The sequence below is a fragment of the Arenicella xantha genome, from assembly GCF_003315245.1.
GTDB classification, from domain to species: domain Bacteria; phylum Pseudomonadota; class Gammaproteobacteria; order Arenicellales; family Arenicellaceae; genus Arenicella; species Arenicella xantha.
This window is the reverse complement of record NZ_QNRT01000005.1, coordinates 26,593-50,008: the sequence shown is the minus strand read 5'-3', so window position 1 is coordinate 50,008 and position 23,416 is coordinate 26,593. Positions and strand designations below refer to the sequence as shown.

Here is a 23,416-nt window from a genome sequence, read left to right as displayed (position 1 = left end):
ACTTTTCTTTATTAGCTAGCCCCACGCCGACGTCAAATCTATTAAACCGTCAAGGCTCGACCGAAGAGCTGAACCGCATTATCGCGCAATATTGCCTGTCGAATAGAACGTCTACGCTCGCCTTGAGTGGTAATAAGCACTTTAGCGAGCGACATCCCGATATGGTAAAAAGGCCAATCAGTGCCGAATAACAAACGCTGACCACCGGTTTGGGCAATCATATTTTCCAAATTTTGAATGCTTTGCCCATGAGTTCCGATCCACGCGTTGTCATAGTCACGCGCGAGCGCGAACATAGCATGATGGTCACGCGCGCCGGCGTGGCCTAAAATAAACTGCACCTCAGGAAATTCAGCTAGCGGCGCACGGTAATGCCTTGGCATCGCATACGGATGTGACGATTCAGGTTCAATACCAGCACGACCGCCATGAAAAAATATAATCACGTTATGCTGTTTAGCGCGCTGGTAAATTTCCATGGCACGCGAATCATCTGGGTAAAAGCGTTGCACCGTGGGATGCAGCTTAACAATTTTCGCACCACTCGCTACATATTGATCAAACTGCTGTAACCGATTTGACGCTGTCGGGTCGATCGAAAACCCAACATGCAAACGTTGTTGCGCCTGCGCCTGATCAACCCCTTTTCGCCATTGCTCGGTCAAGTCATCACCAAACCACAACCCTACTTTAATTGGCAGCAACACAGCTTGCTCGACCCGCATATCGTCCATTTCTTGAAGGAGATTGGGTATTGTTTGTGTGCGCGCAAATTCGCTACCCCAGAGCCCTTGAGCTCGAACTTCTGATTGCATAGTGGCCAAGCGGTCTTGGGTAAAATTACCATTGGCGTATACATCTAAATCAAGCTCACAGGCTGCTGCAGGATCATCGCAATCCAGTAAATGCTTCACACGTTTTGATGGCTGATTTAGATCAATATTGGGGCTAAACAAGACGGACATGCCCAAATGGCTATGTATATCGATCGCTCTGGGGATTGTAGCGTCAGTGCATATCAAACGTCCTTGATCATTCAAATCAAACCACGGCAACCTCGAAAGTCCTCGATAACCTTGATAGCGTTGGGCTCCATACTCACCGCTACCGGCCAAACGTGCCTCATCGAGTCGTTGCTGTGCCAGCTGATCTTTGTCCTGTTGATTATAGCGAGTTGCTGGAACATCATCAGAACACGCCGACAAATACAATGCGGTACTACCCGCCCCAATGGATTGTAAAAAGCGCCGTCGATTCATTGTCTTCTCGATTGGGTTACTGAGCTGCCCAGTTTACCGCGTTCGGCCTAAAACAACATAGCCACCGCGGCTACGGCTGTCATCCCCAAAATAAACCGTCGAAACAAGACTTCATCAATCTTCTTGATCAACCACACACCAATCACCGCGCCCAGCGCAATCGCCGGAATCAGCAAGGCGGTCAGTCCAAAGCTATTCCATGAAACAGTCTCCCATACCCAAATATGAAACGGCACTTTAAACAAATTGATACATAGGAAGAACCAAGCTGCGGTACCAATAAATTGGTTTTTCGGAAAACGCATAGCGAGCAGGTAGAGCGCCATCACAGGACCGGCTAAATTACCGACCATGGTAGTAAAACCGCCTAGCACACCGATAGTAGCGACAAACCATCGCGACGTAGGCACGGCCTTGTCAACTTGCCGTTCTTGCCAAACCATAATGCCGAGTGATGCGAAAATAATCACCGCCATGACCCAGCGAAACCAGGTGTCGTTGATAAACTCCCCGACTACAGTGCCAAGCAATACACCAACTAGAGCAAACGGCAGTAGGCGCACCAAATGCTGCCAATTAGCATGTCGATGGTAATGTTTGACACCAAACACGTCGGCAAAGATAAGAATAGTGAGTAGCAACCCCGTTGATTCCTTGCCACCAAATGCAATCGCCATTAGCGGAACCGCTATCATGCCGGTTCCGTGTACACCCGTTTTGGCCATTCCCACCAGCATGGCAACGCCGATAAGCATTAAAATATCGACCCAAGACAGACTATAAGAGAAGAGTTCTAGCATAAAATACTCAGTTCCGGCTTACGATGCCCGTATCATACTCTTAGCACCGTAAGGTTCACGGTTTTTGTTATACGCACGCTGTTGACACAAACATGCTAGCTTCTGCGCCTAGAACTACCATTTCGCAGCTAGTTTGACGCATAGCTTTATCCAAACACCGACATACCCACATTACACTTTTGACTTATTGGCTAATCTTTATCAGCGCCTTTGGCGCTGCCACACTGTTACCGTTCTACTCCGAATTCGCAGTCGCTGCAGCTTTGCAAACCGAGGCGTCACCACTGTGGATTTGGGCTATAGCCTCGCTAGGCAATACTTTGGGCGCGGTGGTTAACTGGTTATTGGGACGCTACCTTATCCACTTTCAAGATCGACGATGGTTTCCATTTAAACCGAATCAACTCGGTCGTGGGCAAGCGTGGTTCAATCGCTACGGAGTGTGGACGCTGTTACTAGCGTGGTTACCAATCGGCGGCGACGTACTGACCTTTATTGCCGGAGTCATGCGCGTGCCGCTGTGGTTATTCGTGCTATTGGTTGGCTTAGGAAAATCGTTGCGCTACGCCGTTGTGATACTAACCGTACTGCAAGTTTTTTAGTGCCGCCGAAACAACCACAGATCACTCACATATGACTAAGCGAATTCACCTAGACTGCATTAACGTTCAGATGCGCTTGCCTGTACGCATACAGATTTGATGTTCACAAACTCATGAATACCAAACTCACGCAGTTCACGACCATAACCACTATCTTTAACACCACCAAACGGTAGCCTAGGGTCAGATTTCACGAAGTCATTAACAAAACACGCACCGGCATCTATTTGTTGAGTTGCAATGCGTTCAGCCTGTTCAATATCGGCACTAAAAATAGCACCGCCCAAGCCGAAATTCGATTGATTTGCCCATTGCACCGCTTGCTCGGTAGACTTCACTGAAATAATTGCGGCAACCGGACCAAACAGCTCCTCATCAAACGCGGGCATTCCGGGCGTCACGCTACTTAAAATAGTTGGCGGATAATATGCACCTTCTCGGTCAGGGATTTGGCCACCGAGCAAACATTCAGCGCCCGCATCGATGGATCGCAATACCTGATCATGCAGTTCATCGCGCAGATCACTCCTTGCCATGGGCCCGATGGTCGTCGCATCATCTAGCGGATCGCCCAATACTTGCTGGTCGAAATACGCCAGCAACTTGCTGGTAAAGTCAGCGACAAGGCTTTCATGCACTAGAAAGCGTTTGGCCGAAATACAACTTTGGCCGCCATTTAATAAACGACTTTGTGCACATTTTTCAACCGCTTGATCAACATTCGCATCGGCCAGCACTAAATACGCATCGCTGCCACCCAGTTCTAATACACACTTCTTAAGCACACCGCCGGCGGTCGCCGCAACTGACTTGCCAGCACCGGTACTGCCAGTTAGCGTAACAGCACGAACGAGAGGATTTTCAATCACCGCTTTAGCAGCCTTCTGGCCGATCAGCAGCGTGCTAAAACAATGCTCTGGCAAACCGGCAGCGGCAAAAATTGAAGCGATCTCAAGCGCACAACCGCTAACATTACCAGCGTGCTTCAGTAACGCTGTGTTACCCGCCATTAACGTCGGCGCAGCAAATCGAAACACCTGCCAGAATGGATAATTCCACGGCATTACAGCAAACACACAGCCAATCGGTTGAAAACTGATTTTGCTCACGGAAAATTCAGTTTTGATCGGCTTATCGGCCAACTGCTGCGCACCGTGCTCCGCATAGTAACGACATACCCAAGCACATTTCTCAACCTCCGATACACCTTCGGCAAGCGGTTTACCCATTTCATCCGCCATCAATTTCGCAAGCTCTGACTTGCGCTGCTCTAACTCATCCGCGGCACGCTTTAGAATAGCCGCACGAGCCTCAAAGGTGCTTGTGCGCCATTCTAGAAAGGCCTGGTGCGACTGCTCTACAGCCAGCTCGATTTCAGGCTCGGTTAGCTCGTCATATTGAGCAATGACTTGATTGTTTTTTGGGTTAACGGATTGCATGGTAACTTCTCCTCTAGATCATCGTAATAACGGCTTAACGGTTCTCCAATTTATTCAGGTCAAGCAATCCGTAATCAATCGGACTGGCCTTTTTAAAACCTTGCTGGAACGTATCATAGTGCTGCCAAAACTGTGGGTCGCCGCGACGCACCACATACTGATTCACAAACACTTGGTAAGCTTCATCATCTTGAATGGTCAGCATGCTTTCAGTGAAGGTGTCGATTTCGTCGATCGGCAAGCGCAGAAAACTGTTGGGGCGCGAGCCAATGAATCCCGGCACCACCGACACCGATGTTTCTTCAGGTACGGCATTGAGTTTTTCAAGCAAGATCGAGGTGTTATTTTTAAGCCCACGATTCTTTATCAGTGTGAAATATTGAACGCGGTCACTGGCGGTGACCTCAACAAAACTCACCTCCGGCAAAAATTGAAAAGATCTACTACTGATCGAATGCAGTTTTTTTACATTGTCGAGTAATCGCTTATCCTGCTCCACATCGGTCTTGTCAATGTCGTATTGGTGCGACAACGCCTTACCTAGTCGACTTTTAATCGATTGATACGCGGCAAGCTTCGGTTTTTCATTTGGTCGCTCGGCGTCGTCACGCGACTTTCCGAGAAAGGTCTTTGGTTCGGCATTTAAACTCGGAAATGTCAGCGTCATAAACTCGCTTATCCGATCATCTGCACCTCGATACCAATAGCTCAACGTGTCTTGCCTGGCCTCTTCGGGTAGCATCAATAGAAACAGAGATTCACCTTCCATGCGTAGAAAGTCCATATAAATTCGGGACAGCATTTGATGACTCACATTACCGTATACATCATAGCCAGCCACCAACAAATAATGAATACGCTCCAACAACGGGTAGTCAATAACCCATGCGGTTTTGGGCGCTTGACCATTAAACCCTTGATGTACGCTTGCGTGATCAAAGTGCCGAAAGATGGTCAGCGCAGCATTCGGATTGTCACCATCACCGTCCCAGATTTTTTGACTATCCAGCACACCGTCATCGGTCATGTGCGCTTGTATGTAAGTTCGGCGCTGCTTCAAAAATTCTTTTTCCTTGCCCGCGAACTCCTCCCAAGAGGTAAGCAATCTTAATGTGTCTTCCTTTTCGGCCGGCAGGTCTAATTGGCTTTGTACGTCGGCCAAATAGTGTTGCATAGCGTCACCAGCCTGAATTTCGGGATCAACAAAAGCAACCCAAAAGTGTTCATTAATAACATTTACCGCTGCTTGTCCTTTGCAAACCGGCCCTTTAATAAATCCACGAACGGTGAAGTTAGCCTCCTCGAGCATAAAACGATAGCGAGCCTCGGCCGGCAAATCTTTGAATGTAATAAAGGGGTTCGATGCGGTTTTAATGGCATAACCAGGCAGCTCCTCCACCGAATAGTCATCGCCCAAAAACCATTCATTCCAAAGTCGCATTTTGCGCTCATCTAAGGGATAGGGCATATGGGTTTTGGCGACCGGTGTTTCTTTATTCAGCCGTAAACGGTAAAACACACGGTCTTGACCTGGATCATCAAACGGACGCCGCGTCGCGATTACGTCAACAGACTCGCCTGGAGCCGTGGTGGATCTTACCAACTCAAAGTAGCGACCAATGCCTGACTCACCAAAATATAGGTCCGCGAGAAATAGATGCTCATAAATATAGCGTGACACCAAACGCTGCTTGAGCGACTCACCATTAAACCAAGTTTCCCAGCGGGCAACTTCGCGTTGCTCACGCTCGCTCAAAGTGTAATCTGAGTCATCTGCTGCACCGTTCGCTACCCAAGACTTGATAAGCCCACGCTCAGCTTCGGTCAAGCCCGGTAAACCATAAGGCATACCACGTTGTGGGTAGTCTTCAGCGTAGTCTAAAAATTCAGCGCGATTGCTGGCACATTGCCAGCTACTGGCATCATCAATAGGCAAATCAGAATCCGGCTGATGGGATCCATCACTTAGATCATGTGCTGTTTTAAGATCAATCATGCCGGTCAAGATTGAGGCTTGTGTAGCTGCCTCTTGATCTGTTTCTAGTGGCTCACTTAGTACCGAATGAAACCCCTTAGTACGCCACTCAAGAGTACTCTCTGCGTCAAAGAACAATCGTGTTAAGCGACCTTCACGCAAACTTTTGTGTTGGTAAACTTTGTCCTTGGTTGCGCCGCGGGTAACGCCATCATAGGCAGTTAGTTTTAGCTGGCACGGCGCATCGTAACAGGCATGACAACTAATGCAGCGCGACTCTAATACGGGGCGTACGTCATCAGTAAAGCTAACCTCCGGCGCAGCTTGATTGGAAGCATCAAGACTACCCAGCTGCTGTACCTCAGAACTTGGGCCACTACAGCCAAGTAATAGACTGCATGTTATGGTCGTGACTAAGAGCCAGTTTTTCATCAAATTTCCTGCGGTTCTTTAAATTTCGCCCCACTCGCAAACAAGCGCGAATGTACTAGCAGCAAAAATAGGTTAATCGTTGTGCGTCTGGTGTGATCGCAAATTCGGTTGGTGCACGGTGAGCTGCGGAAACGGAATGCTCCAGCCCTGCTGATTGCATACGTCAACACAGGATTTCCAGAGGTGTCGCTTAATTCGGTTGTAGTACCGCGCGGATTCAGGTTTAAACCAGGCGAACACAACGTAGTTTAGTGATGAGTCTCCAGCGGAATGAAAATCAGCATCAACGTTGATCATGTCGGCTTCGAACTTTTTGCCTGCTACCGAACCTTCTACCCCAGCTCGAAATAACTCGCTGATCTCATCACTCGACGTCGATTGCAATTCATAGTCGACGCCAAAAACAATCGCGACACGAAACCCATCGGGTTTACTCAGGTTCCGATATTTTGCCGCGTAATACTCCGCGGTCGGCATCAAGAACGTGGTCGCATTCATGTCGCGTAGTTTGACTGTTTCAATAGTTTGCTCTACCACCTGCAGTGGGTCGTCGTCATCGTCGAGAACCCAATCACCTTGACTGCTCGGAAACCATGAGGTGTCGCCGATAACCGGTCGCGACACCATGTCGTGCAATCGGTACAAAGGTAGGCGCAATGCACCCTTAATCTCGGGATTCGCCAGCCTGGTGTACATATTGATATTGAGTACTTGGTAAGGAACGCCTTCGTACATGAGCCGCTCGCGCTCGCGCACGCTGCCAATATTTAATAATAATCGACTCTCGGCAACATAACGCGGCAATAGATTCTTGAGTGCTAGTGCGGCACCAATAAATACCACCACCACAATCGCCAGAAGCAACAGGTCTTGACGAAAGTACAGCACCATCATCGACCCGACAGCAATCAGGATAACGGTAAATATTTTGTAGCCGTAGGCGGCCAAGCGATAGTGGGTTTTGGTGCTACGGTCAGCTTTGCCAACTGTGCGCGCTCGGACCAACCACAACAAAAAGCGCATCACGGCCCAAATAATTACCGCCACAATCAGCACCAGCAATAACGTCAAGCCCCGACCACTAACAAAGTCGGAGGCCGCAGATTGCACCAACTCAAACCAGTTAACATCTTTACCTTCAAGATTATTAAGCTGGTATTCGGCGAGCTGGACCGCTCGATGTAAGTCGTCGCGGCGACTGGCCCAATCTTTCTCAATCTTTGCTAGTTCAGCAAGAACAGACTTTGACTCTGCCTTGGCCTGTAGACGCTCAATTGAGGCCAATGCTTCTTCCGATGCAACAGCGGCCGCTTCTTTTTCTTCAATAATACGTCGAAGATTCTCAATTTTTCGCGGCTTCTCAGTGAGGTCTTTAATGTTTTCGAGTAAAGGTTTAACGATCGTAACGAGCTCTTCGCGCCAATCAAACTTTTCTTCTTGAACACCAAACGCCGATAAATCGACCCCGCCAATGGCTATTTGTTCGAACGTTTCTTCGAGCAAAGATATCTCGCTATCAATTGCGGCGAGCGCGTTGGCTAATTCATCCGAAACCGTGTCACCAGCCGCTCTCACTGCGGCACGAAGATTCTTGCGCTCAGCAATCTTCAGCTTTAGAGATTCTTGAATGTCGGCCAACTGCGCAACGGCTTCAGCACTCAGCTCGGCTTCGATCTTCTCTTGTCGTTCTTGGTCAGACAGCACTACCGGCGGTAGATCTTTTACCGCCTCATCAACTTTAGGCGTCTGCGTGCTTTCGACCGATTGCGCCGAAGCCGCCAGCACAACAGTGCTGAAGACTAATGCGCAAACAAAAGAGTATGTGAGTTTGATCATTGGTGATTGTTTTGTGTGTGACGGCCAAAATAGCCTAGTTACTATTAGCTCCGGTAGCTGGATGCTCTGGATCAAATCGTTCGATAAGCATTCGGCCGTATTTCAGGGCAAACTGGTAGTTGTAGCGCATCACAACTTGCATTGCACGATTGGTCTCTTGCTCACTCGGCGCAAAAATAATTAGAAAGCTCGCGCCTTGTTCAGCCACTTCTCGGAACTGGTCGGTCTTTTTCATTTCAGACCCAAGCACAGCAATCGCGTTTTCGTCTTCACGCATTTTATCTAACAATTGAATGAATTCAGCACTGCGCATCAGTGTCAATTCATCGCTAGTATACCCGCCGCTGGTTAGATCTGCTCGAGCGCGCGCCGCGCTGTCAGGATCGTCAAATACGGCCACTAAATTACCGACCGGTTTGAACGCGCCGAACGAAGTTTGTGGATTCGATTTGTCAAAAGTATTCATGCTTCTCCTAATTACATCAGTGAATGGACGTCGCTAACACAACTGATTCGCGACCTTGTCACTAGGAAAAGCAATTTCAATGCCAACTTGCTGCGCTTGGCCGAAATATCTAAAATAATTTAATAAAAACAAGAAGGTAAGGGAATAATATTACTTTACCTGACTGTTAAAAACGCACAAATATCATCCCCAACTGTGTGGTTGGTTGTTTTCACCACCCGGTAGGTGGTAATGCACTAGGCTGATTCAGAACCAACCTCCAACTCGTATTTTTGAATTCGGTAACGCAAGGTTTCACGCGTGGCACCGAGCAATTGAGCTGCTTGAGTAATATTATTCTGACTAACTTCCAAGGCCTTCTGAATAATTTGGCGATCCATTTCCTCTAAGCTAATGCTGCCATCAACGACAAAGGTTAGCTGGTTTGATTTGACCACATTGAGAGTCGCGACATTATCATGGCTGTCAGCCTCGAGGCTGTCGGGCGCGGCAGATTGTTCTTCCTCACTCTCGACATCGTCAAGCTGATCTTCAAGTAAGGTATTATTGAGATTTAGCCAATTCGAATTGAGCACACCATCACGAGACAGTAATACTGAACGTTCAATGGCATTTCGAAGCTCTCGAACGTTGCCTGGCCAGTTGTAACTTAACATCTCGCTCCAGGCTTCATTCGGTATTTCAGTAATATGTTTACCCGATCGAGCGCTGTATTCAGCCACTAACATCGGCACCAATTCAGTCAAATCGGATTTATATTCACGCAAGGCCGGTATGGTAATCTCAAATACATTGAGTCGGTGATACAAATCTTCGCGAAACGTACCGTCGACCACCATAGTCTCTAAATCTTGATTACTCGCTGCAAAAATTTGCACATCAACAGAGATTTCTTGCTCACCACCAACTCGGCGAAATGATTGCTCTTCTATCGCTTTTAGCAATTTGGATTGTACATCCAACGGCATTTCACCAATCTCATCGAGAAACAAAGTGCCATCGTTTGCTTGCTCTAGAAGGCCGCGGTGACGGCGTTTGGCGCCGGTAAAAGAACCCGCTTCGTGCCCAAATAATTGGGATTCGACTAAGTCTTTCGGAATCGCCGCGCAATTCATTTCAATAAACGGGTACTCTTGTCGCAAGCCATTACTGTGTAGGATTCCAGCCGCATGACCTTTACCTGAACCAGTCTCACCTTGAATCATTAACGTACTCATTGGCACTTGGCTCAATTCTTCAAGCACGCGACGATGTTCCACTGTGACATCACTGGAACCCACTATGGAGTCAAAACTATGCTTCTTTAAACTATCGGCTGCGTAGTCGGCTAGGCGTCGGCGTACTTTTGTCGACCGCATCGCATTACGAATGGCCGTTGAGACACGTTTAGGGGAGCATGGCTGGCTTAGCTCACGATAACTAAGGTCATCAATCCGGTCAGCCAACTCATCGCTAACCTTGTACAACAGAAAAACCCACTCGTGCACACCCAATGAGTCCTTAATACCCTCGAGTTGAATAATATGCGTTTCACTGAGCTGTTCAATATCGACCAATATTACGTCGGGCTTTGAGCCTTTTTCATCGATTAAATGAACCGCATCGTCAACGCTATTTGCGTGACTAAGTCGATAAGGCAGATCTTCCAAATACGTTTGCAAGTTGCTTTGATTGGAATCCGCTTGGTGAATATAAAGAAGACTACTGGCCATGTGTTTCATCTTTTCTCGGGGGTCAGCTGCTCATATTAGCACTGAATTGCTGACTCACTAAGCAATAAAGCTAGCTTGAGACCAGTATGAGATTGGAGAGGTAGGCGTGGATCAATTTACTGCAACGAAAACCGCCTACAAACTTGATCCGCACAATATCATTTGGACCACGTATCGGGATTTAAACCAGTTTAAAACCGACGCTTTCACGTGACTATGCCAAATTTTGCATGAGATTAATGTGCACGGGGAAACCAACTTACATCAACTTCTGAATAACGGTTGATAAAGTCGCTTAGCTGGGTCAATTTTTCGCAGTCAAGTAATGTGATATGGCCTCGATCGCGCCGAATGAGCCCGTCGTCCTCAAGCTTAGCTAACCCGTTGCTAACCGACACATTAGTCAAACCGACCGCGTCACCAATATCAAACTGAGAGAGCGGGAGCCTAAATCGATTATTAACGACGCCCTTAGTAATCTGTAACCGCGAATGAATCTCAAGCAGCAGGTGCGCGATCCGCTCACGGGCACTCATCCGGCCGAGCACACTTAAACGATCAAGAATCACAGATTTATCGATCATCGCAAGGGTATACAACAACGCGGTTAATGTTGGCGACTGCCTGAAAATAACGTCCATAGAGCGCTTCGGAAAAGGACAAAGTTCACAACTTTCAATTGCCATTAAGTTACTGGTCGCGTGCTCAAACGGTATGTCCGACGCACCAATCACGTCACCGGGGTAATGCAATTCTAGTAGCTGACGGCGCCCGTCTTGCAAAATCGCATAGGTAATTAACCAACCTTTTCTTACCACATAGAGGTTCTTAATTTCATCTTTAACGCTCCAGACTAACGTGTTCCGCGCTATCGTTTGCGTATCTTTTTCAAGGTCTGCGAGCAAGCCAGCATCGACCTCACCTAACTCAATAAATGCACTCAGCTTTTCAACTAAACAGCTTTTACCGGTGTCACGCATTAGAACTTTGCTCTAATCGCTCAGGCTTGTTTGCGCGATCGGGCTTATTACTCAAATAGAATAATTTATAACCCGACTCGACGATAAAACGCCCCTCAGTGGTGTTAAACAATATGTCGCCGTTTGGCTTCAGTGCAAACAGCATTAGCGCGCTTTCATTGTCTTGGCGCCACTCTGCGTACGAATACGCATCACTTAAATCAGTAATCCGGATCTGCTCGCCATCGTTCAACCGTTTTTTCAATTTGGTATAAGCGGTACCTTCTTCCCACAATATACGGCCACTATTTTTGGCACTTGATACATGTCGCTTGAAGCGCTCTGATGATTGATTCGGGGGCAGCACAAACACGTTGCGCGCGCCAAACTCTTCACGAAAACTACTTGCTTGCGTTAGATTGTATTCGAAGTGATTCGAGAGCCCCATCATATAGCCATAGGTCGACGTATTTAGATGCATCAGACCATGATCAGAGCTCGGGTTACCGTAATAAGTCTTGATGCCGGAAATTCGCGCGTTGCGCAGCTGGTCCCAATTGGTATCACAAATAATGGTGTCAACTTCAGCTCTTTCGAACGCCTTAGCAATGGCAATTGACAGCGGGTTTGCGCCAACAATCAGCACACCATGAGTCTTTGGCAGCGCAACCTTTAAGAGCCGTGCCACCGGGCGAGCGGTTAAACTTTGAAACACTACCGTGCCAATAATGATCATAAATGCCAACGGCACCAGCTTCTCAGCCCCGACAACCCCTAAATCCTCTAAACGAAGGGCAAACACCGCCGAGACTGCCGCTGCCACGATTCCGCGCGGCCCAATCCAAGCCACCAGCGCGCGCTCACGCCAAGTGAAGTCCGAGCGCAAAAAGCTAACGGCTACTTTGAGTGGCCGCGCAATGAATTGCATAACAATCAGCAACAGTAGGGCACTCCATCCCAGCGCCACAAACCCAGCAACATCGAGCCTCGCAGCCAACACAATGAATAATGCCGACACAAAGACCACAGTGAGGTCTTCCTTGAATTCCAAAATCGAGTCAATGTGCACGTCGCGCATATTGGCCAGCAACATACCCATTACCGTCACCGCCAGTAAACCGGATTCATGCATCAGGCTATCGGATAACGCAAACACCAAGCACACGGCTGCCAACGAGCCGAAGTTCTGTAGCCGTTCAGGAATGAAATGATTACGTAGTAGCAGGCCGAATAAATAGCCGGCGACTAATCCAACAACCAGACCAACCAGAACCGTGCCACCAAACACATAGAAAATTTCGCTGATTTCTGCGGTCGATTGTTGGACCACAATCCACTCGAACACCAATACCGCAATCAATGCGCCTATGGGGTCAATAACTATTCCTTCCCAGCGCAGTACGTCGGCGATTTTAGGCTTAGGCCGAACGGTTCTCAGCATCGGCATAATCACAGTCGGGCCGGTGACGACCATGATCGCACCAAAGAGCGCAGACAGCTCCCAGCTCAGGCCCATCAAGTAATGCGTAGCGAGAGTCATGAGAGAGCCGTTGACCGCCACGCCCACGGTTACCATTCGGCGCACTGGACGACCAATTTCGTTTAGTTCACTGCGCTTTAGTGTCAGCGCGCCTTCAAAGAGGATCACCGCCACCGACAGAGAAATATACGGAAACAGTAAGTCACCAAACAGGGCATTCGGATCCAATATTGAGAACACCGGACCCAATAAGATTCCGGCAATCAATAAAAACAGGATTGCGGGCAATTTAACGCGGTGCGAAAACCATTGGCAAAGAAAGCCGACGAAACCGATTAAACCAAGTAGTAGTAATGACGACATCCAAGTAACACACATTAAAAGAGCGGACTCTCATGGTAAACGCTAAGCGTCGCTGCACTCAAGCCTTGTTTCTGACACAATGTAAGGGTTTCGAACTATTCTTATAGCCTCTGCCATGATGTCGTTGTTTACTATTGACCCTGCTTTGTTGGCAACCAACCTGCTACAGCTACTGATAGCCTTTGTCTTACCGCTGTTTACCGCTTGGGAACGAGAGAGCGAATCACACACCGCTGGGCTGCGTACCTTTCCGCTAGTATCAATGGCAGCCTGTAGCTTTACTATATTGGCGATGACCATGTTTACCGACGCCGGCGCGCAGGGTCGGATCGTTGGGGGCATTGTTACCGGCATTGGCTTTATTGGCGGTGGCGCAATCCTCAAACGTGATTCAGACGTCAGTGGAACATCAACCGCCGCAGCCATATGGTCGACTGGCGCAGTCGGTATCGCGGTGGGGCTAGGTCGTATCGAAATCGCCATAGCACTAAGCTTTATGACCTATATTTGTTTGAAATTATTTGGCCAAGTTAAGAAAGAGGTGAAAATAAACAATGGAGATTAGGTCACACGGAATCTAACCGTTCACCTACCTAATCTGAGGCAAAGTTATTTTCATATGATTGAAATACCAAAATGACGACTCTTAAAGGACATAGTTTTTCACCAGACTTTATTCAATTAGTTAAAATAAACTACCTGAGTTGGTTGGTTTATTTCATTCTTTACAACTGTTACAGCTTATTTTGGCGTGGATACGCAACAGAGACTGACTACAGTTATGTGGATTCTTTAGCTTGGTTTTCTAAAGAGTGGGGAATCTGGCTAATCATTAGCCCAACTATAATATGGCTACTAGAGAGACTACAACTAAGATATTCACTGCCAGTGGCACTATTATCCGCGGGTATTATTTGCCTTACTTTTACTTGTTTAGTAAGGATTCAGCTCAATTTTGGTGAATATCCACCTTCTTGGATAGCAACCACCATTATTATGTTGCCCAAATATCTACCGGCCTATGTGACTATTGCGAGCGTTTGGTACATTTATAACAACCGTCAGGTCAGATCACTAACTGAAAAGCCATCGAAAAAGAATAAGCATATCGAAGACCAAACTAGTATTAGTGTCGAACACCAAGGCTTGAGCTTAGTTTTAATCCCGAAGCAAATTTATAGCCTGAAAGCATCAGGAAACTACGTTGAAATAGGTTGCGAGAACTCTCACTATTTGAAACGCACCACTCTTAGAGAATTACTCAAGAAATTACCTGAAGGAAGTTTTTTACAAATACACCGTAGTCATGCAATTAATCTGAACAAACTGGTCAAATTAACCAACCTAGCAAATGGCAACGCTTTAGCGACTCTATCGAACCAACAAAAAATTGTTGTTAGTAAAAAATATAAGGCCAACGTCAAATCTATTTCGATCATTTCTGCCGCATAACACATTAGAGATATAGGGTCGAAATAGGACTCTATAGATAACCAATAGTCGTTCGCCCCAAAAAATGTTCTCTCGTCCCTAGGCCCTTGTTTGTAGAGCTTCGCACCTTTTAGGATGCAAGCACGAACAATATAGGAGACGTAAATTGAACATACACAATCAACGTATTACAAGAGTTATCCATTGGACAATGGCCATTCTCATAGTGACTTTGCTAGCCCTGGGGTTGTCGATGAAAAGCAATCAATGGTATGACTACTATGCCCTGCATAAATCATTAGGTGTGCTAGCGATTTTGGCAATATTTTTAAGGTTGATCTGGCGAATGCTTTATCCTTGGGAGTCATCAACAAAAGGTTCTAAGCGTGAAAAAATCGTAAAGTGGGCGCACCGATGCTTGCTTGGGTTACTTACCTTAATGCCTATGGCTGGCATGTTAGCAAGTGGTTTTGGTGGTCACGGTATTGCGTTATTTAGTTTGCAACTGATTCCAAGCAACTATGATGAAAAGGGGCAAGCAATGCCCTTTGATGTCACGTTAATGGATTTTGGCTATCAAGCTCATGAGATTATCGGCTACCTAATTATTACTCTATTGAGTTTACATATAGTGGCGGCATTAAAGCATCACTTTCTCGACAAAGATAATACCCTGAAGCGAATGCTAGGAATTCAATAGCTGAAGTAATTTAGCTCTATTCACTCGCAATATCGTTAACACTTTAATAGGGACTTCGCTTGCCCTCGGAATGACAGCGCAAGTCATTGTGCTTTTGTCTCGGCAGCGTTATATTTGAATGCATAGATTATGTAACGACTCACATTCACACTTGCTACCGAGAAAGTCAAGAATCCTCAAGTTAAGGCAACTATTTCTCAATGAAATTTGACTACGTCATAATCGGCGCAGGATCGGCCGGATGCGCCCTCGCATATCGATTAGGTGAAGACCCGAATGTGAGTGTCTGCGTTCTGGAGGCAGGTGGCTCCCACAAGAATCCATTGGTATGGATACCCGCAGGCGTAATTGCCTTGTTGCCCAAGAAGATCAAGAACTGGGCATTTAACACAACGCCGCAGTCCGCATTAAACAACCGAGTCTGCTACCAACCTCGTGGCAAAGCTTTGGGCGGCTCATCGGCTATCAACGCGATGATCTATATTAGAGGTGTACCTCAAGATTACGATGCTTGGCGCGACCAAGGCTGCGAAGGCTGGGGCTTTGATGATGTGCTGCCATACTTTAAGAAGTCCGAACATTGTGAAGCTGGTGCAACAGCCTTGCGCGGTCAAGGTGGGCCACTCAATGTGGCCGCCGTTACTGACCCCAGCCCACTAAACGATCGGCTATTTAACGCTGCCGAAGCGATCGGTTTACCACGTAATCAGGACTTCAATGGCGCCAGCCAAGAAGGTGTAGGCTATTTTGAAGTGACGCAGAAAAACGGGGAACGCTGGTCCGCTGCTCGTGCCTACCTTGAGCCAGCTATCGCAAGAGGCAATGTCACGGTATTTACCCACGCACATGTCGAACAGATATTATTTGACTCAGTAACCACTGACGGACAAGTTGATGAAACAACCGCCACTGGAGTACGCGTACGCATTAAAGGCAAGTCGCACACCATTAGCGCGAACCGTGAAGTAATTCTGAGCGCGGGCGCTTTTGGCTCGCCTCAACAACTTATGTTGTCCGGCATCGGCGATAAACAGCAACTGTCAGAGCATGGAATCAAGCTGATAAAAGACTTACCCGGCGTTGGCAAGAATCTACAAGATCACCCTGATTACTTACTCAGTTTTAAATCTTCATCGTTAGAAACTGTCGGATTTTCGATCCGCGGTGGTTTAAAGTTTTTCGCGGAGATGGTTCGCTACTTCACAAAGCGCCGCGGCCTATTAGCCACAAACTACGCCGAATCTGGCGCATTTTTACGCGTTGAAGATGACGCCCCGTCACCGGATACCCAGTTCCATCTAGTTCGCGCATTGGTTGACGATCATGGACGAAAGCTTTACTGGGGCCACGGCTACAGCTTTCACGTCTGCGTCTTACGACCTAAAAGTCGCGGCCAAGTGACATTGCACAGCGCAAATCCACATGATGACCCCGATATCGATGTCGCTTTTTTGCAAGACCCGCGTGACTTTGAGGTTCTCTACAAAGCTTCTAGGCTCGCCCAAACCGTGTTCCGACAAACGGCATTTGATGATATTCGCGGCAAACCTTTATACGCCAGCGACGAAGACGACGACACCCTATTCAAAGCGGACATCCGGGCTCGTTGCGACACGGTGTACCATCCAGTCGGCACCTGTAAAATGGGCCACGATGCAATGGCGGTAGTGGATTCTCGTTTGCGCGTACATGGAATTAAAAATTTGCGTGTGGTGGATGCATCAATAATGCCAACCTTGGTATCTGGAAATACTAATGCGCCGACCATCATGATTGCCGAGAAAGCCGCCGACCTAATAAAAGCCGATAATCAGTAACATTCGCGGTTAGATTAGTTGACAAACGCCGAACCTTAAATGAGAATGATTCTCATTTAAGGTTATCTATTGGAGGGTTCAGCGTGACCAGACAACACGGCGCATCCAACAGCGCAAACAATTTACATAGTCAAAAGCGATCAGAGCTGGTGTTTAGAACACGACGCGATTGCTGGGTCATTCCATGCCAATGCGAACTGGTTAAGCTTCTAATCCAACACCAAAAGCTCGATGCCAACGCATTATGTTTTGACTCAGGCTCGCAATGTCGGGAATTTATACGCCAATTATTTCTTCTCGCATTAGAAGACGAGGTACGCACCTTCCAGCCATCGTCAATTGCCGAATTCGCGCGTTCTACCTTGAAACTCAACAGTCGCACGCTGAATATTCAATAATGCCGCAGCGCGGTAACACGGCTTGACCGCACAGATGCCCACCCGTTTGAGTTATTGCTCAGCGTTTACTCGTGCCAAATAATCATCTCTGACTTGATTCATCACCGCTTCTTCATAGGGCCTCAAGCCACTTAGCACCAACACTTTAGACCCCGTTCCGATTTCCGCCCCTTGATGTTTAAAAACAAACTCCAAAATTGCACGACCACGCTTACCGGTGACTTCAAGCTCGGTGCCGGACAATTCAAGCTCCACATGGTCAAAATCCAAGTGGTCCAATTCAAATGACATTCGCTCATAGATAACCAATGGCCGCTTGGGGTTTACCATCACGTCGTGCTGCTTGATCAGTGGCAACAATATATGTGGAAAATTGCGCCCCGAAAACGCCACATACTCGCGTATCACCGATTCGATTTGCGCTTGTTGATGACCAGCATCACCTTGATATTGCACCGCCATTACCGGCTTAGCACGCTCATTCTCTACGGCAAAAGAGACCTCATCTGAGGGCTCAACCTCAGGAAAATTAAGGATTGCATCACCGGCTACCAGCTCTAGAAACTGAAACCCCATGCTGGTATGAATCCCGTATTTCTGTAGCGTTAGCGCAAACAATAAGTCACCAGGCACACAGAACCGCGACGAGTCGGGATCATGAATCGGGTTGTAGTCACCGGCCACTTGTTTGGCGAACTGACTACCTTGATCGGCGCTCACCTGAATTTGGTTTGCGCTAATGGATGAGTGATACGGGTCGAGGAAAGACATTTATTTAATCCTAGTGTGCCGCGACACGCAGCAAATACGTAATTGTGTGAGGTTTTTTCGGCTAACCGAATATACCTTTGAGAGTAAAGAAAATAATTATCGAAAAGCCGGCACCAGCAGGCAATGTTACGATCCAAGACATAAAAATATTACCAACTACTTTGAGGTTTAGTGCCCCAATACCGCGTGCCAAACCAACGCCTAACACGGCGCCAACCAAGGTATGCGTAGTCGAAACCGGCAAACCCCAAGTTGAGGCAAATACGACCGTCGTGGCAGCTCCGAGCTCAGCAGCGAAACCCCGACTTGGCGTTAACTCAGTGATTTTTCGCCCAATGGTTGCCATCACCTTGAAACCGTATGTGGCAAGACCCACCACAATACCCAGGCCACCAAGCACCAAAATCCATCCAGGAAGAGCTGATTTAGTTGCAACTTGCCCGCCCGACTCAATTACGCTAGCAATCGCTGCCAATGGTCCTACTGCATTTGCGACGTCATTTGAACCGTGCGCAAAGGCCATCGCCGCCGCCGTAAATATCATTAATATGGCAAACAAATTCTCGACGTTGGCGAAGCGATTAGCTTTGCCCTCAACCGCTGTATCCTTAACACGTCGAAGCATCAGCGCACCAATTGCCGACACAATCAAACCTGCGATAATCGCCAACGGCAGTCCATTCAGAAACTTACTACCGAGGCCAAAATCTAAGTCTAGCGCAGTATTTTTAAGCCCTTTGAGAACAGTCACCATGGCGATCATAAAACCCACGAAAAACATATACAGGGGCACATAACGTTTGGCGTTTTTAAACGGGTCTTCGGTGTCCAATACCAGTCGTTGCACGCTGGTAAATAAAGCATAAGAAATGGTGCCCGCCAATAACGGAGAGACAACCCAACTGGCGACAATGGTTCCTATTTTTCCCCAATTGACCGCATCGACAGAAATACCCACCGCAGCAAAACCAACCAACGCACCAACAATCGAGTGAGTAGTAGAGACTGGCCAGCCTTTCATGCTAGCAATAAGTAACCAACAACCGGCTGCCAGCAAAGCTGACATCATGCCAAACACCAACAAATCAGGTTGATCATTTATTAATGCCGGATCAAGAATGCCTTTGCGGATCGTCGAAGTAACTTCACCACCGGCCAAATAAGCCCCAGCAAACTCGAATATGATCGCGATAAAAATAGCTTGTTTTACCGTTAATGCGCGGGAACCGACGGACGTTCCCATCGCATTAGCCACGTCATTAGCGCCAATTCCCCAAGCCATGAAAAAGGCGAAGATACAGCCGAGGATTAACAACATATGACCGTGTTGCGCGATAATTTCCATTAGTATGCCCCTTTATCTAAATTGTTTGAGCCACGTTGATTAACGCGCGATCAATAATTGTAATTTGCCACCAGCACTTTGCGCCGCATCCGCCAGAGCGCCGACCCATTCAATGACTTTATATAGAAAAATAACATTGATAGGTGAGAGAGACTCTTCGATCTCAAATAGCTGAGCTCGGACTTTTATTTGCAACTCGTCATTCTCATGTTCCAGTCGATTCAACTCTTCAATTAAGGTCTCAACCACATCCAGAACGCGTCCTTTAAAACCCAGCTCCAGCAGTTCATCCATTTCATTAACGGCTTTAACTGCTTGGGCTGACGTTTCGATTGCGAGGCTAACAAACTTACGCATCAACTCACTGATTTCAACCGGAATCGCCATTTTACGACCCACCATGATACCGGCGATGTCTTTGGTACAGTTCGCGATCTTATCTTGTTTGCTAATCATTAATAGCAAGTCGCCGCGGTCGACCGGCATCATCAAACTGCTCGGTAAATTGGTACGAAGCTGAGTCTTGGCATCATCAGCATCATGCTCCAACTTAGCTATTTGCTGGTACAGGTCTTTTGCTGTGTCCCAGTCATTCACCATGGCCGCTTCCATAAACGGTTGCAACAGCTCCGCGCATTGGTGGGCTAACCCAATATGTGTCTGAATTGGACGAATCGGCGACTGGCCGAATAAATTACTAAAGGGGCTGCTTACCATATTGATTTCCTAATCATAAGTTCATATCACAAAGTTCGACACTGCCGATGCGCATTCTTACGCCGCGCTAATCTTGATTGTAAAAATCGACTCGGCCACTCTCAATCGAATATTCCGCACCAACGATTTTTAATTTACCCTTACGTACCAACTGGCGCAATTGCCTGGAGCGCATTTGCAAGCCATTAACAGATTGCTCAACATTAGCGCGCATAGCTTGATGAATAAGGTCAGTGCGGTCGCCGTAATTACCTGCGTTGACAATCGGTAATACGGCTGGAGTCACGCGGTCAACAATCGACGCAATGTTTGGTGAAATAGTATCTTGATCGACCGTTAAAGCATCCACCGTAGCGTTAATCGCACCACAGTGAGAATGACCTAATACCACCACCAACTGAACATCGAATTGTTGACAAGCAAACTCAATGCTACCAATTTGCGACGGCGCCACTATGTTTCCGGCGACTCGAATCACGAACAAATCGCCAAGACCGCAATGAAACACTAGCTCGGCCGGCACACGGGAGTCAGAACAGCCCAAAATAACCGCGAAGGGCTTTTGTTTCTCGCCAAGATTCACTGGCTTGAGGTGCGTAGTAATTTCCGAATTAGCGGCGGTGGCACTGATAAAATGCTGATTACCATCAATCAACTTTTGTAGGGCTTGATCTGCTTGCATAATATTATTTTAGTAACCTAGCTTCCTTGTAGTAACGGATGGCACCAGGATGTAGTGGGATTGAGATACCAGCGTTCGAAAGCTCATGTTGATCAAGCTCAGACAACGAAGGATGAAGTGATTTAAAATCACGAAAATTTTCGACGACCTCTTTAACGACGTGATAAATCGCCTTAGGCGAGGTCGATTCTGACGCAACAAAAGTAGCGCCTAAGCCAAATGATTCGGTGTCGTCCGCTGCATTCAAATACATACCCTTAGGAATTCTACCGGTTCGGTAATATGGATGTCGCTGTATCACCTCATCGACACTATGCCCGCTAATGGACACCATGCGCAAAGCGCAGTCAGATGGTAATTCAGCTAAATAATCATTTAAACCACTCGACAACAATAATCCAGCATCGATTAAACCGTCGCATAACTGAACCAGCTGCTTAGAATCGCTCATTGGGCGAACTTCTTTAAAATTCTCACTGCTCCATTGTTTGACCGCGAGAAAATCATCCATGATCCGATGTTGCAGTGATCGCGTATAACCGAAACTCACGGTTTTGCCAGCTAACTCATCAAATTCTTCGACTGAGCTGTCTTGCTTCACCAGCAAAATGATCGGGTCGGCTTCTAAAGCAAACACCGCACGCAAGTCTGAGTTCGGCCCATCTTTTTCAAACACGCTGGTGCCGTGGTAAGCATGGAATTGCCAGTCTGATTGAGCAAAGACTAGGTCAAAGTTACCGGCGCGAAGTTCTTTCAGATTATAAACCGAGCCACCTGTGCTCTCCAGTGAACAGCGAATACGATGTCGAACTTTGTCTCGATTAAGCAAGCGACAAATCACGCCCCCTATGGGAAAGTAGACACCCTGTACACTACCGGTTCCAATAAACAAATGCGTATTTTTGTTGTCGACTGTCGGCGCCGGCTCAACAACGTTCTCTAAGCCAATCGGCGCAATGCTCTCAGTCGACTCACCACAGGCAGCCAGCAGGCTGACGAAGCAAGACAAATGCACAAGTTTGAGAAATCTCGACATATTTGTGAGTGGCGTTAAGTTCGATGACGGACGATCTGCGTACTATAAACAACTTCTCCAACTAACTCTAGGATGGACGATGGTAATCACGGTGACGTATCATGTAAGGCATGATATTTACTACCCAAGAATTAGTCACTGAATTTGCTGATGTGGTGCTACAAACCCACGGCAAACATACTCAGTTTGACCGATCTGCCAGCCCTGACCAAGCTAGCGCCAGCTGTTTAATATTTCTGCAGAGTGCCGAACTGTTGCCTCCTAGCGCCGCGGTCATTATTACCTCAGTTGAAGTTGCCAATAAAATTCTAGACCACACCGACAGCTTCATCGTCTGCGTAGCTGATCTCAGACTAGCGCAATCGGCAATTAAACGCCGCTATGATCCATACCTCAATGCCGATCTCGAGTGGGATGCGATTCATCCTAGCGCAGTAATCCATGCTTCAGCGCGGCTCGGCACGGGCTGCCGGATAGGCCCAAATGCAGTGATAGGCAGTGACTGCATATTAGGCGATAGAGTTATTGTTCGAGCGACTTCAGTGCTTGAACACCAGGTCGTCATTGGTGACGACAGTGTCATCCATAGCGGCGTTAATTTGGGCTACGGCACGCACATTGGTAAGCGATGCGTAGTGCAATCCGGCAGCGTTATAGCCAGCGAAGGGTTTGGCTTTGCACCAGATGCTAGCGGTCAATACCATCCTATTCCGCATACCGGGGTAGTGGTATTAGAAGATGATGTGCACGTCGGCGCCAACAGCTGCATTGACCGAGGAACATTCGGTGAAACGCGATTGCGTCGAGGCGTTAAGATTGACAACTTAGTACATATAGCCCACAACGTTGAGGTCGGTGAAAACACCGTACTCACAGCGCAAACCGCAGTAGCGGGCTCATCAAAAATTGGCAAACAAGTCATAGCCTCAGGGCAAACCGGCGTGTTAGATCACAAGAATGTTGCGGACGGCGCGATTTTATTACATCGTTGCGGCGTTACCGAAGACATACCCAGCGCGGGAATGTGGGCAGGAACACCAGCTCGCCCGCTGAAGGAATACGTACGCAATTTAGCCTTGGGGAAAAAAGTCGCTCGGTTGGAAAAAACGCTCAAAACATTGCAGGCTCGCCTCGACGACGACAGTTAGATGCCGAACAAAAAAACTGAATTAAAATTCATTCTGATACCCAGATTG

General features: G+C 47.5%; 20 protein-coding genes and 1 pseudogene. 7 read left to right on the top strand and 14 right to left on the bottom strand.

The features are described from left to right. Positions 1–41 precede the first annotated feature (41 nt). Positions 42–1,259 carry an amidohydrolase family protein gene (locus DFR28_RS15605; RefSeq protein WP_211317022.1) on the bottom strand — a complete coding sequence of 406 codons (1,218 nt, stop codon included), beginning with the start codon at positions 1,257–1,259 and terminating at the stop codon, positions 42–44. A gap of 47 nt (positions 1,260–1,306) precedes the next feature. Next, the gene (locus DFR28_RS15600; protein ID WP_113955318.1) at positions 1,307–2,059 is read right to left on the bottom strand and encodes a sulfite exporter TauE/SafE family protein; all 753 of its coding nucleotides are present in this window, start codon (positions 2,057–2,059) and stop codon (positions 1,307–1,309) included. Positions 2,060–2,229: 170 nt separating this feature from the next. Between DFR28_RS15600 and DFR28_RS15595 the strand changes: the two genes are divergently transcribed. After that, complete coding sequence (locus DFR28_RS15595; RefSeq protein ID WP_113955317.1) at positions 2,230–2,661, top strand: YqaA family protein; 432 nt, start codon at positions 2,230–2,232, stop codon at positions 2,659–2,661. Positions 2,662–2,720: 59 nt separating this feature from the next. Here the strand turns inward: DFR28_RS15595 and DFR28_RS15590 are convergent, their stop codons facing one another. The 7 genes from DFR28_RS15590 to DFR28_RS15560 form a co-directional block, all read right to left on the bottom strand. Then, positions 2,721–4,100 (bottom strand): NAD-dependent succinate-semialdehyde dehydrogenase, encoded by a 1,380-nt coding sequence (locus DFR28_RS15590; protein WP_113955316.1) that lies wholly within the window; start codon positions 4,098–4,100, stop codon positions 2,721–2,723. A 34-nt stretch (positions 4,101–4,134) separates the two neighbouring features. Continuing rightward, a complete protein-coding gene (locus DFR28_RS15585; protein ID WP_113955315.1) occupies positions 4,135–6,507 on the bottom strand; it encodes a fatty acid cis/trans isomerase in 2,373 nt (790 codons plus the stop codon). Positions 6,508–6,579: 72 nt separating this feature from the next. Next, positions 6,580–8,343, bottom strand: coding sequence for a mechanosensitive ion channel family protein (locus DFR28_RS15580; RefSeq protein WP_113955314.1), 1,764 nt, complete (start codon positions 8,341–8,343; stop codon positions 6,580–6,582). A gap of 34 nt (positions 8,344–8,377) precedes the next feature. Then, positions 8,378–8,809 (bottom strand): hypothetical protein, encoded by a 432-nt coding sequence (locus tag DFR28_RS15575; RefSeq protein ID WP_113955313.1) that lies wholly within the window; start codon positions 8,807–8,809, stop codon positions 8,378–8,380. Positions 8,810–9,045: 236 nt separating this feature from the next. Next, positions 9,046–10,530, bottom strand: coding sequence for a sigma-54-dependent transcriptional regulator (locus DFR28_RS15570; RefSeq protein ID WP_113955312.1), 1,485 nt, complete (start codon positions 10,528–10,530; stop codon positions 9,046–9,048). A gap of 227 nt (positions 10,531–10,757) precedes the next feature. Further along, entirely contained in the window at positions 10,758–11,501 is a 744-nt protein-coding gene (locus tag DFR28_RS15565; protein WP_113955311.1) for a Crp/Fnr family transcriptional regulator, read from the bottom strand. Next, positions 11,494–13,323 carry a cation:proton antiporter gene (locus DFR28_RS15560; RefSeq protein WP_113955310.1) on the bottom strand — a complete coding sequence of 610 codons (1,830 nt, stop codon included), beginning with the start codon at positions 13,321–13,323 and terminating at the stop codon, positions 11,494–11,496. Before DFR28_RS15560 ends, DFR28_RS15565 begins: the two co-directional genes overlap by 8 nt. A 115-nt stretch (positions 13,324–13,438) precedes the next feature. Between DFR28_RS15560 and DFR28_RS15555 the strand changes: the two genes are divergently transcribed. From DFR28_RS15555 to DFR28_RS19590, 5 genes and pseudogenes are all read left to right on the top strand, one after another. Continuing rightward, positions 13,439–13,888 (top strand): MgtC/SapB family protein, encoded by a 450-nt coding sequence (locus DFR28_RS15555; protein ID WP_211317021.1) that lies wholly within the window; start codon positions 13,439–13,441, stop codon positions 13,886–13,888. 71 nt (positions 13,889–13,959) lie between these two features. Next, positions 13,960–14,775: a LytR/AlgR family response regulator transcription factor gene (locus DFR28_RS15550; RefSeq protein WP_113955309.1), complete on the top strand. Its 816-nt coding sequence runs from the start codon at positions 13,960–13,962 to the stop codon at positions 14,773–14,775. 142 nt (positions 14,776–14,917) lie between these two features. Further along, positions 14,918–15,454, top strand: a pseudogene (locus DFR28_RS15545) (cytochrome b); the annotation flags it as partial. A 200-nt stretch (positions 15,455–15,654) separates the two neighbouring features. Continuing rightward, positions 15,655–17,271 carry a GMC family oxidoreductase gene (locus tag DFR28_RS15540; protein ID WP_113955307.1) on the top strand — a complete coding sequence of 539 codons (1,617 nt, stop codon included), beginning with the start codon at positions 15,655–15,657 and terminating at the stop codon, positions 17,269–17,271. Positions 17,272–17,354: 83 nt separating this feature from the next. Beyond that, entirely contained in the window at positions 17,355–17,669 is a 315-nt protein-coding gene (locus DFR28_RS19590) for a hypothetical protein (protein ID WP_147251029.1), read from the top strand. A gap of 51 nt (positions 17,670–17,720) precedes the next feature. Here DFR28_RS19590 and DFR28_RS15535 read toward each other — a convergent pair whose 3' ends face one another. The 5 genes from DFR28_RS15535 to DFR28_RS15515 form a co-directional block, all read right to left on the bottom strand. Further along, positions 17,721–18,440, bottom strand: a complete 720-nt coding sequence (locus DFR28_RS15535) for a DUF3581 family protein (RefSeq protein WP_113955306.1) — start codon at positions 18,438–18,440, stop codon at positions 17,721–17,723. Positions 18,441–18,501: 61 nt separating this feature from the next. Beyond that, the gene (locus DFR28_RS15530) at positions 18,502–19,785 is read right to left on the bottom strand and encodes an inorganic phosphate transporter (protein WP_113955305.1); all 1,284 of its coding nucleotides are present in this window, start codon (positions 19,783–19,785) and stop codon (positions 18,502–18,504) included. A gap of 39 nt (positions 19,786–19,824) precedes the next feature. After that, positions 19,825–20,502 carry a TIGR00153 family protein gene (locus DFR28_RS15525; RefSeq protein WP_113955304.1) on the bottom strand — a complete coding sequence of 226 codons (678 nt, stop codon included), beginning with the start codon at positions 20,500–20,502 and terminating at the stop codon, positions 19,825–19,827. A 67-nt stretch (positions 20,503–20,569) separates the two neighbouring features. Continuing rightward, complete coding sequence (locus tag DFR28_RS15520; protein ID WP_113955303.1) at positions 20,570–21,187, bottom strand: carbonic anhydrase; 618 nt, start codon at positions 21,185–21,187, stop codon at positions 20,570–20,572. 1 nt (position 21,188) lies between these two features. Beyond that, on the bottom strand, positions 21,189–22,220 hold the full coding sequence (locus DFR28_RS15515; RefSeq protein ID WP_113955302.1) for a TAXI family TRAP transporter solute-binding subunit: 1,032 nt from the start codon (positions 22,218–22,220) through the stop codon (positions 21,189–21,191). A gap of 110 nt (positions 22,221–22,330) precedes the next feature. On the opposite strand from DFR28_RS15515, the gene lpxD reads away from it, so the two are divergent. Beyond that, on the top strand, positions 22,331–23,368 hold the full coding sequence (lpxD, locus tag DFR28_RS15510) for a UDP-3-O-(3-hydroxymyristoyl)glucosamine N-acyltransferase (RefSeq protein ID WP_113955301.1): 1,038 nt from the start codon (positions 22,331–22,333) through the stop codon (positions 23,366–23,368). The last annotated feature ends 48 nt before the right edge of the window (positions 23,369–23,416 follow it).

Bases quoted from the DNA above. Each gene is read 5' to 3' on its own strand.
- DFR28_RS15590 (WP_113955316.1), bottom strand. From the start codon at position 4,100: ATGCAATCCGTTAACCCAAAAAACAATCAAGTCATTGCTCAATATGAC.
- DFR28_RS15525 (WP_113955304.1), bottom strand. From the start codon at position 20,502: ATGGTAAGCAGCCCCTTTAGTAATTTATTCGGCCAGTCGCCGATTCGT.
- DFR28_RS15535 (WP_113955306.1), bottom strand. From the start codon at position 18,440: ATGTCTTTCCTCGACCCGTATCACTCATCCATTAGCGCAAACCAAATT.
- DFR28_RS15540 (WP_113955307.1), top strand. From the start codon at position 15,655: ATGAAATTTGACTACGTCATAATCGGCGCAGGATCGGCCGGATGCGCC.
- DFR28_RS15550 (WP_113955309.1), top strand. From the start codon at position 13,960: ATGACGACTCTTAAAGGACATAGTTTTTCACCAGACTTTATTCAATTA.
- DFR28_RS15605 (WP_211317022.1), bottom strand. From the start codon at position 1,259: ATGAATCGACGGCGCTTTTTACAATCCATTGGGGCGGGTAGTACCGCA.
- DFR28_RS15575 (WP_113955313.1), bottom strand. From the start codon at position 8,809: ATGAATACTTTTGACAAATCGAATCCACAAACTTCGTTCGGCGCGTTC.
- DFR28_RS15600 (WP_113955318.1), bottom strand. From the start codon at position 2,059: ATGCTAGAACTCTTCTCTTATAGTCTGTCTTGGGTCGATATTTTAATG.
- DFR28_RS15570 (WP_113955312.1), bottom strand. From the start codon at position 10,530: ATGAAACACATGGCCAGTAGTCTTCTTTATATTCACCAAGCGGATTCC.
- DFR28_RS15530 (WP_113955305.1), bottom strand. From the start codon at position 19,785: ATGGAAATTATCGCGCAACACGGTCATATGTTGTTAATCCTCGGCTGT.
- DFR28_RS15515 (WP_113955302.1), bottom strand. From the start codon at position 22,220: ATGTCGAGATTTCTCAAACTTGTGCATTTGTCTTGCTTCGTCAGCCTG.
- DFR28_RS15580 (WP_113955314.1), bottom strand. From the start codon at position 8,343: ATGATCAAACTCACATACTCTTTTGTTTGCGCATTAGTCTTCAGCACT.
- DFR28_RS15555 (WP_211317021.1), top strand. From the start codon at position 13,439: ATGATGTCGTTGTTTACTATTGACCCTGCTTTGTTGGCAACCAACCTG.
- DFR28_RS15560 (WP_113955310.1), bottom strand. From the start codon at position 13,323: ATGTCGTCATTACTACTACTTGGTTTAATCGGTTTCGTCGGCTTTCTT.
- lpxD (WP_113955301.1), top strand. From the start codon at position 22,331: ATGATATTTACTACCCAAGAATTAGTCACTGAATTTGCTGATGTGGTG.
- DFR28_RS15565 (WP_113955311.1), bottom strand. From the start codon at position 11,501: ATGCGTGACACCGGTAAAAGCTGTTTAGTTGAAAAGCTGAGTGCATTT.
- DFR28_RS15585 (WP_113955315.1), bottom strand. From the start codon at position 6,507: ATGAAAAACTGGCTCTTAGTCACGACCATAACATGCAGTCTATTACTT.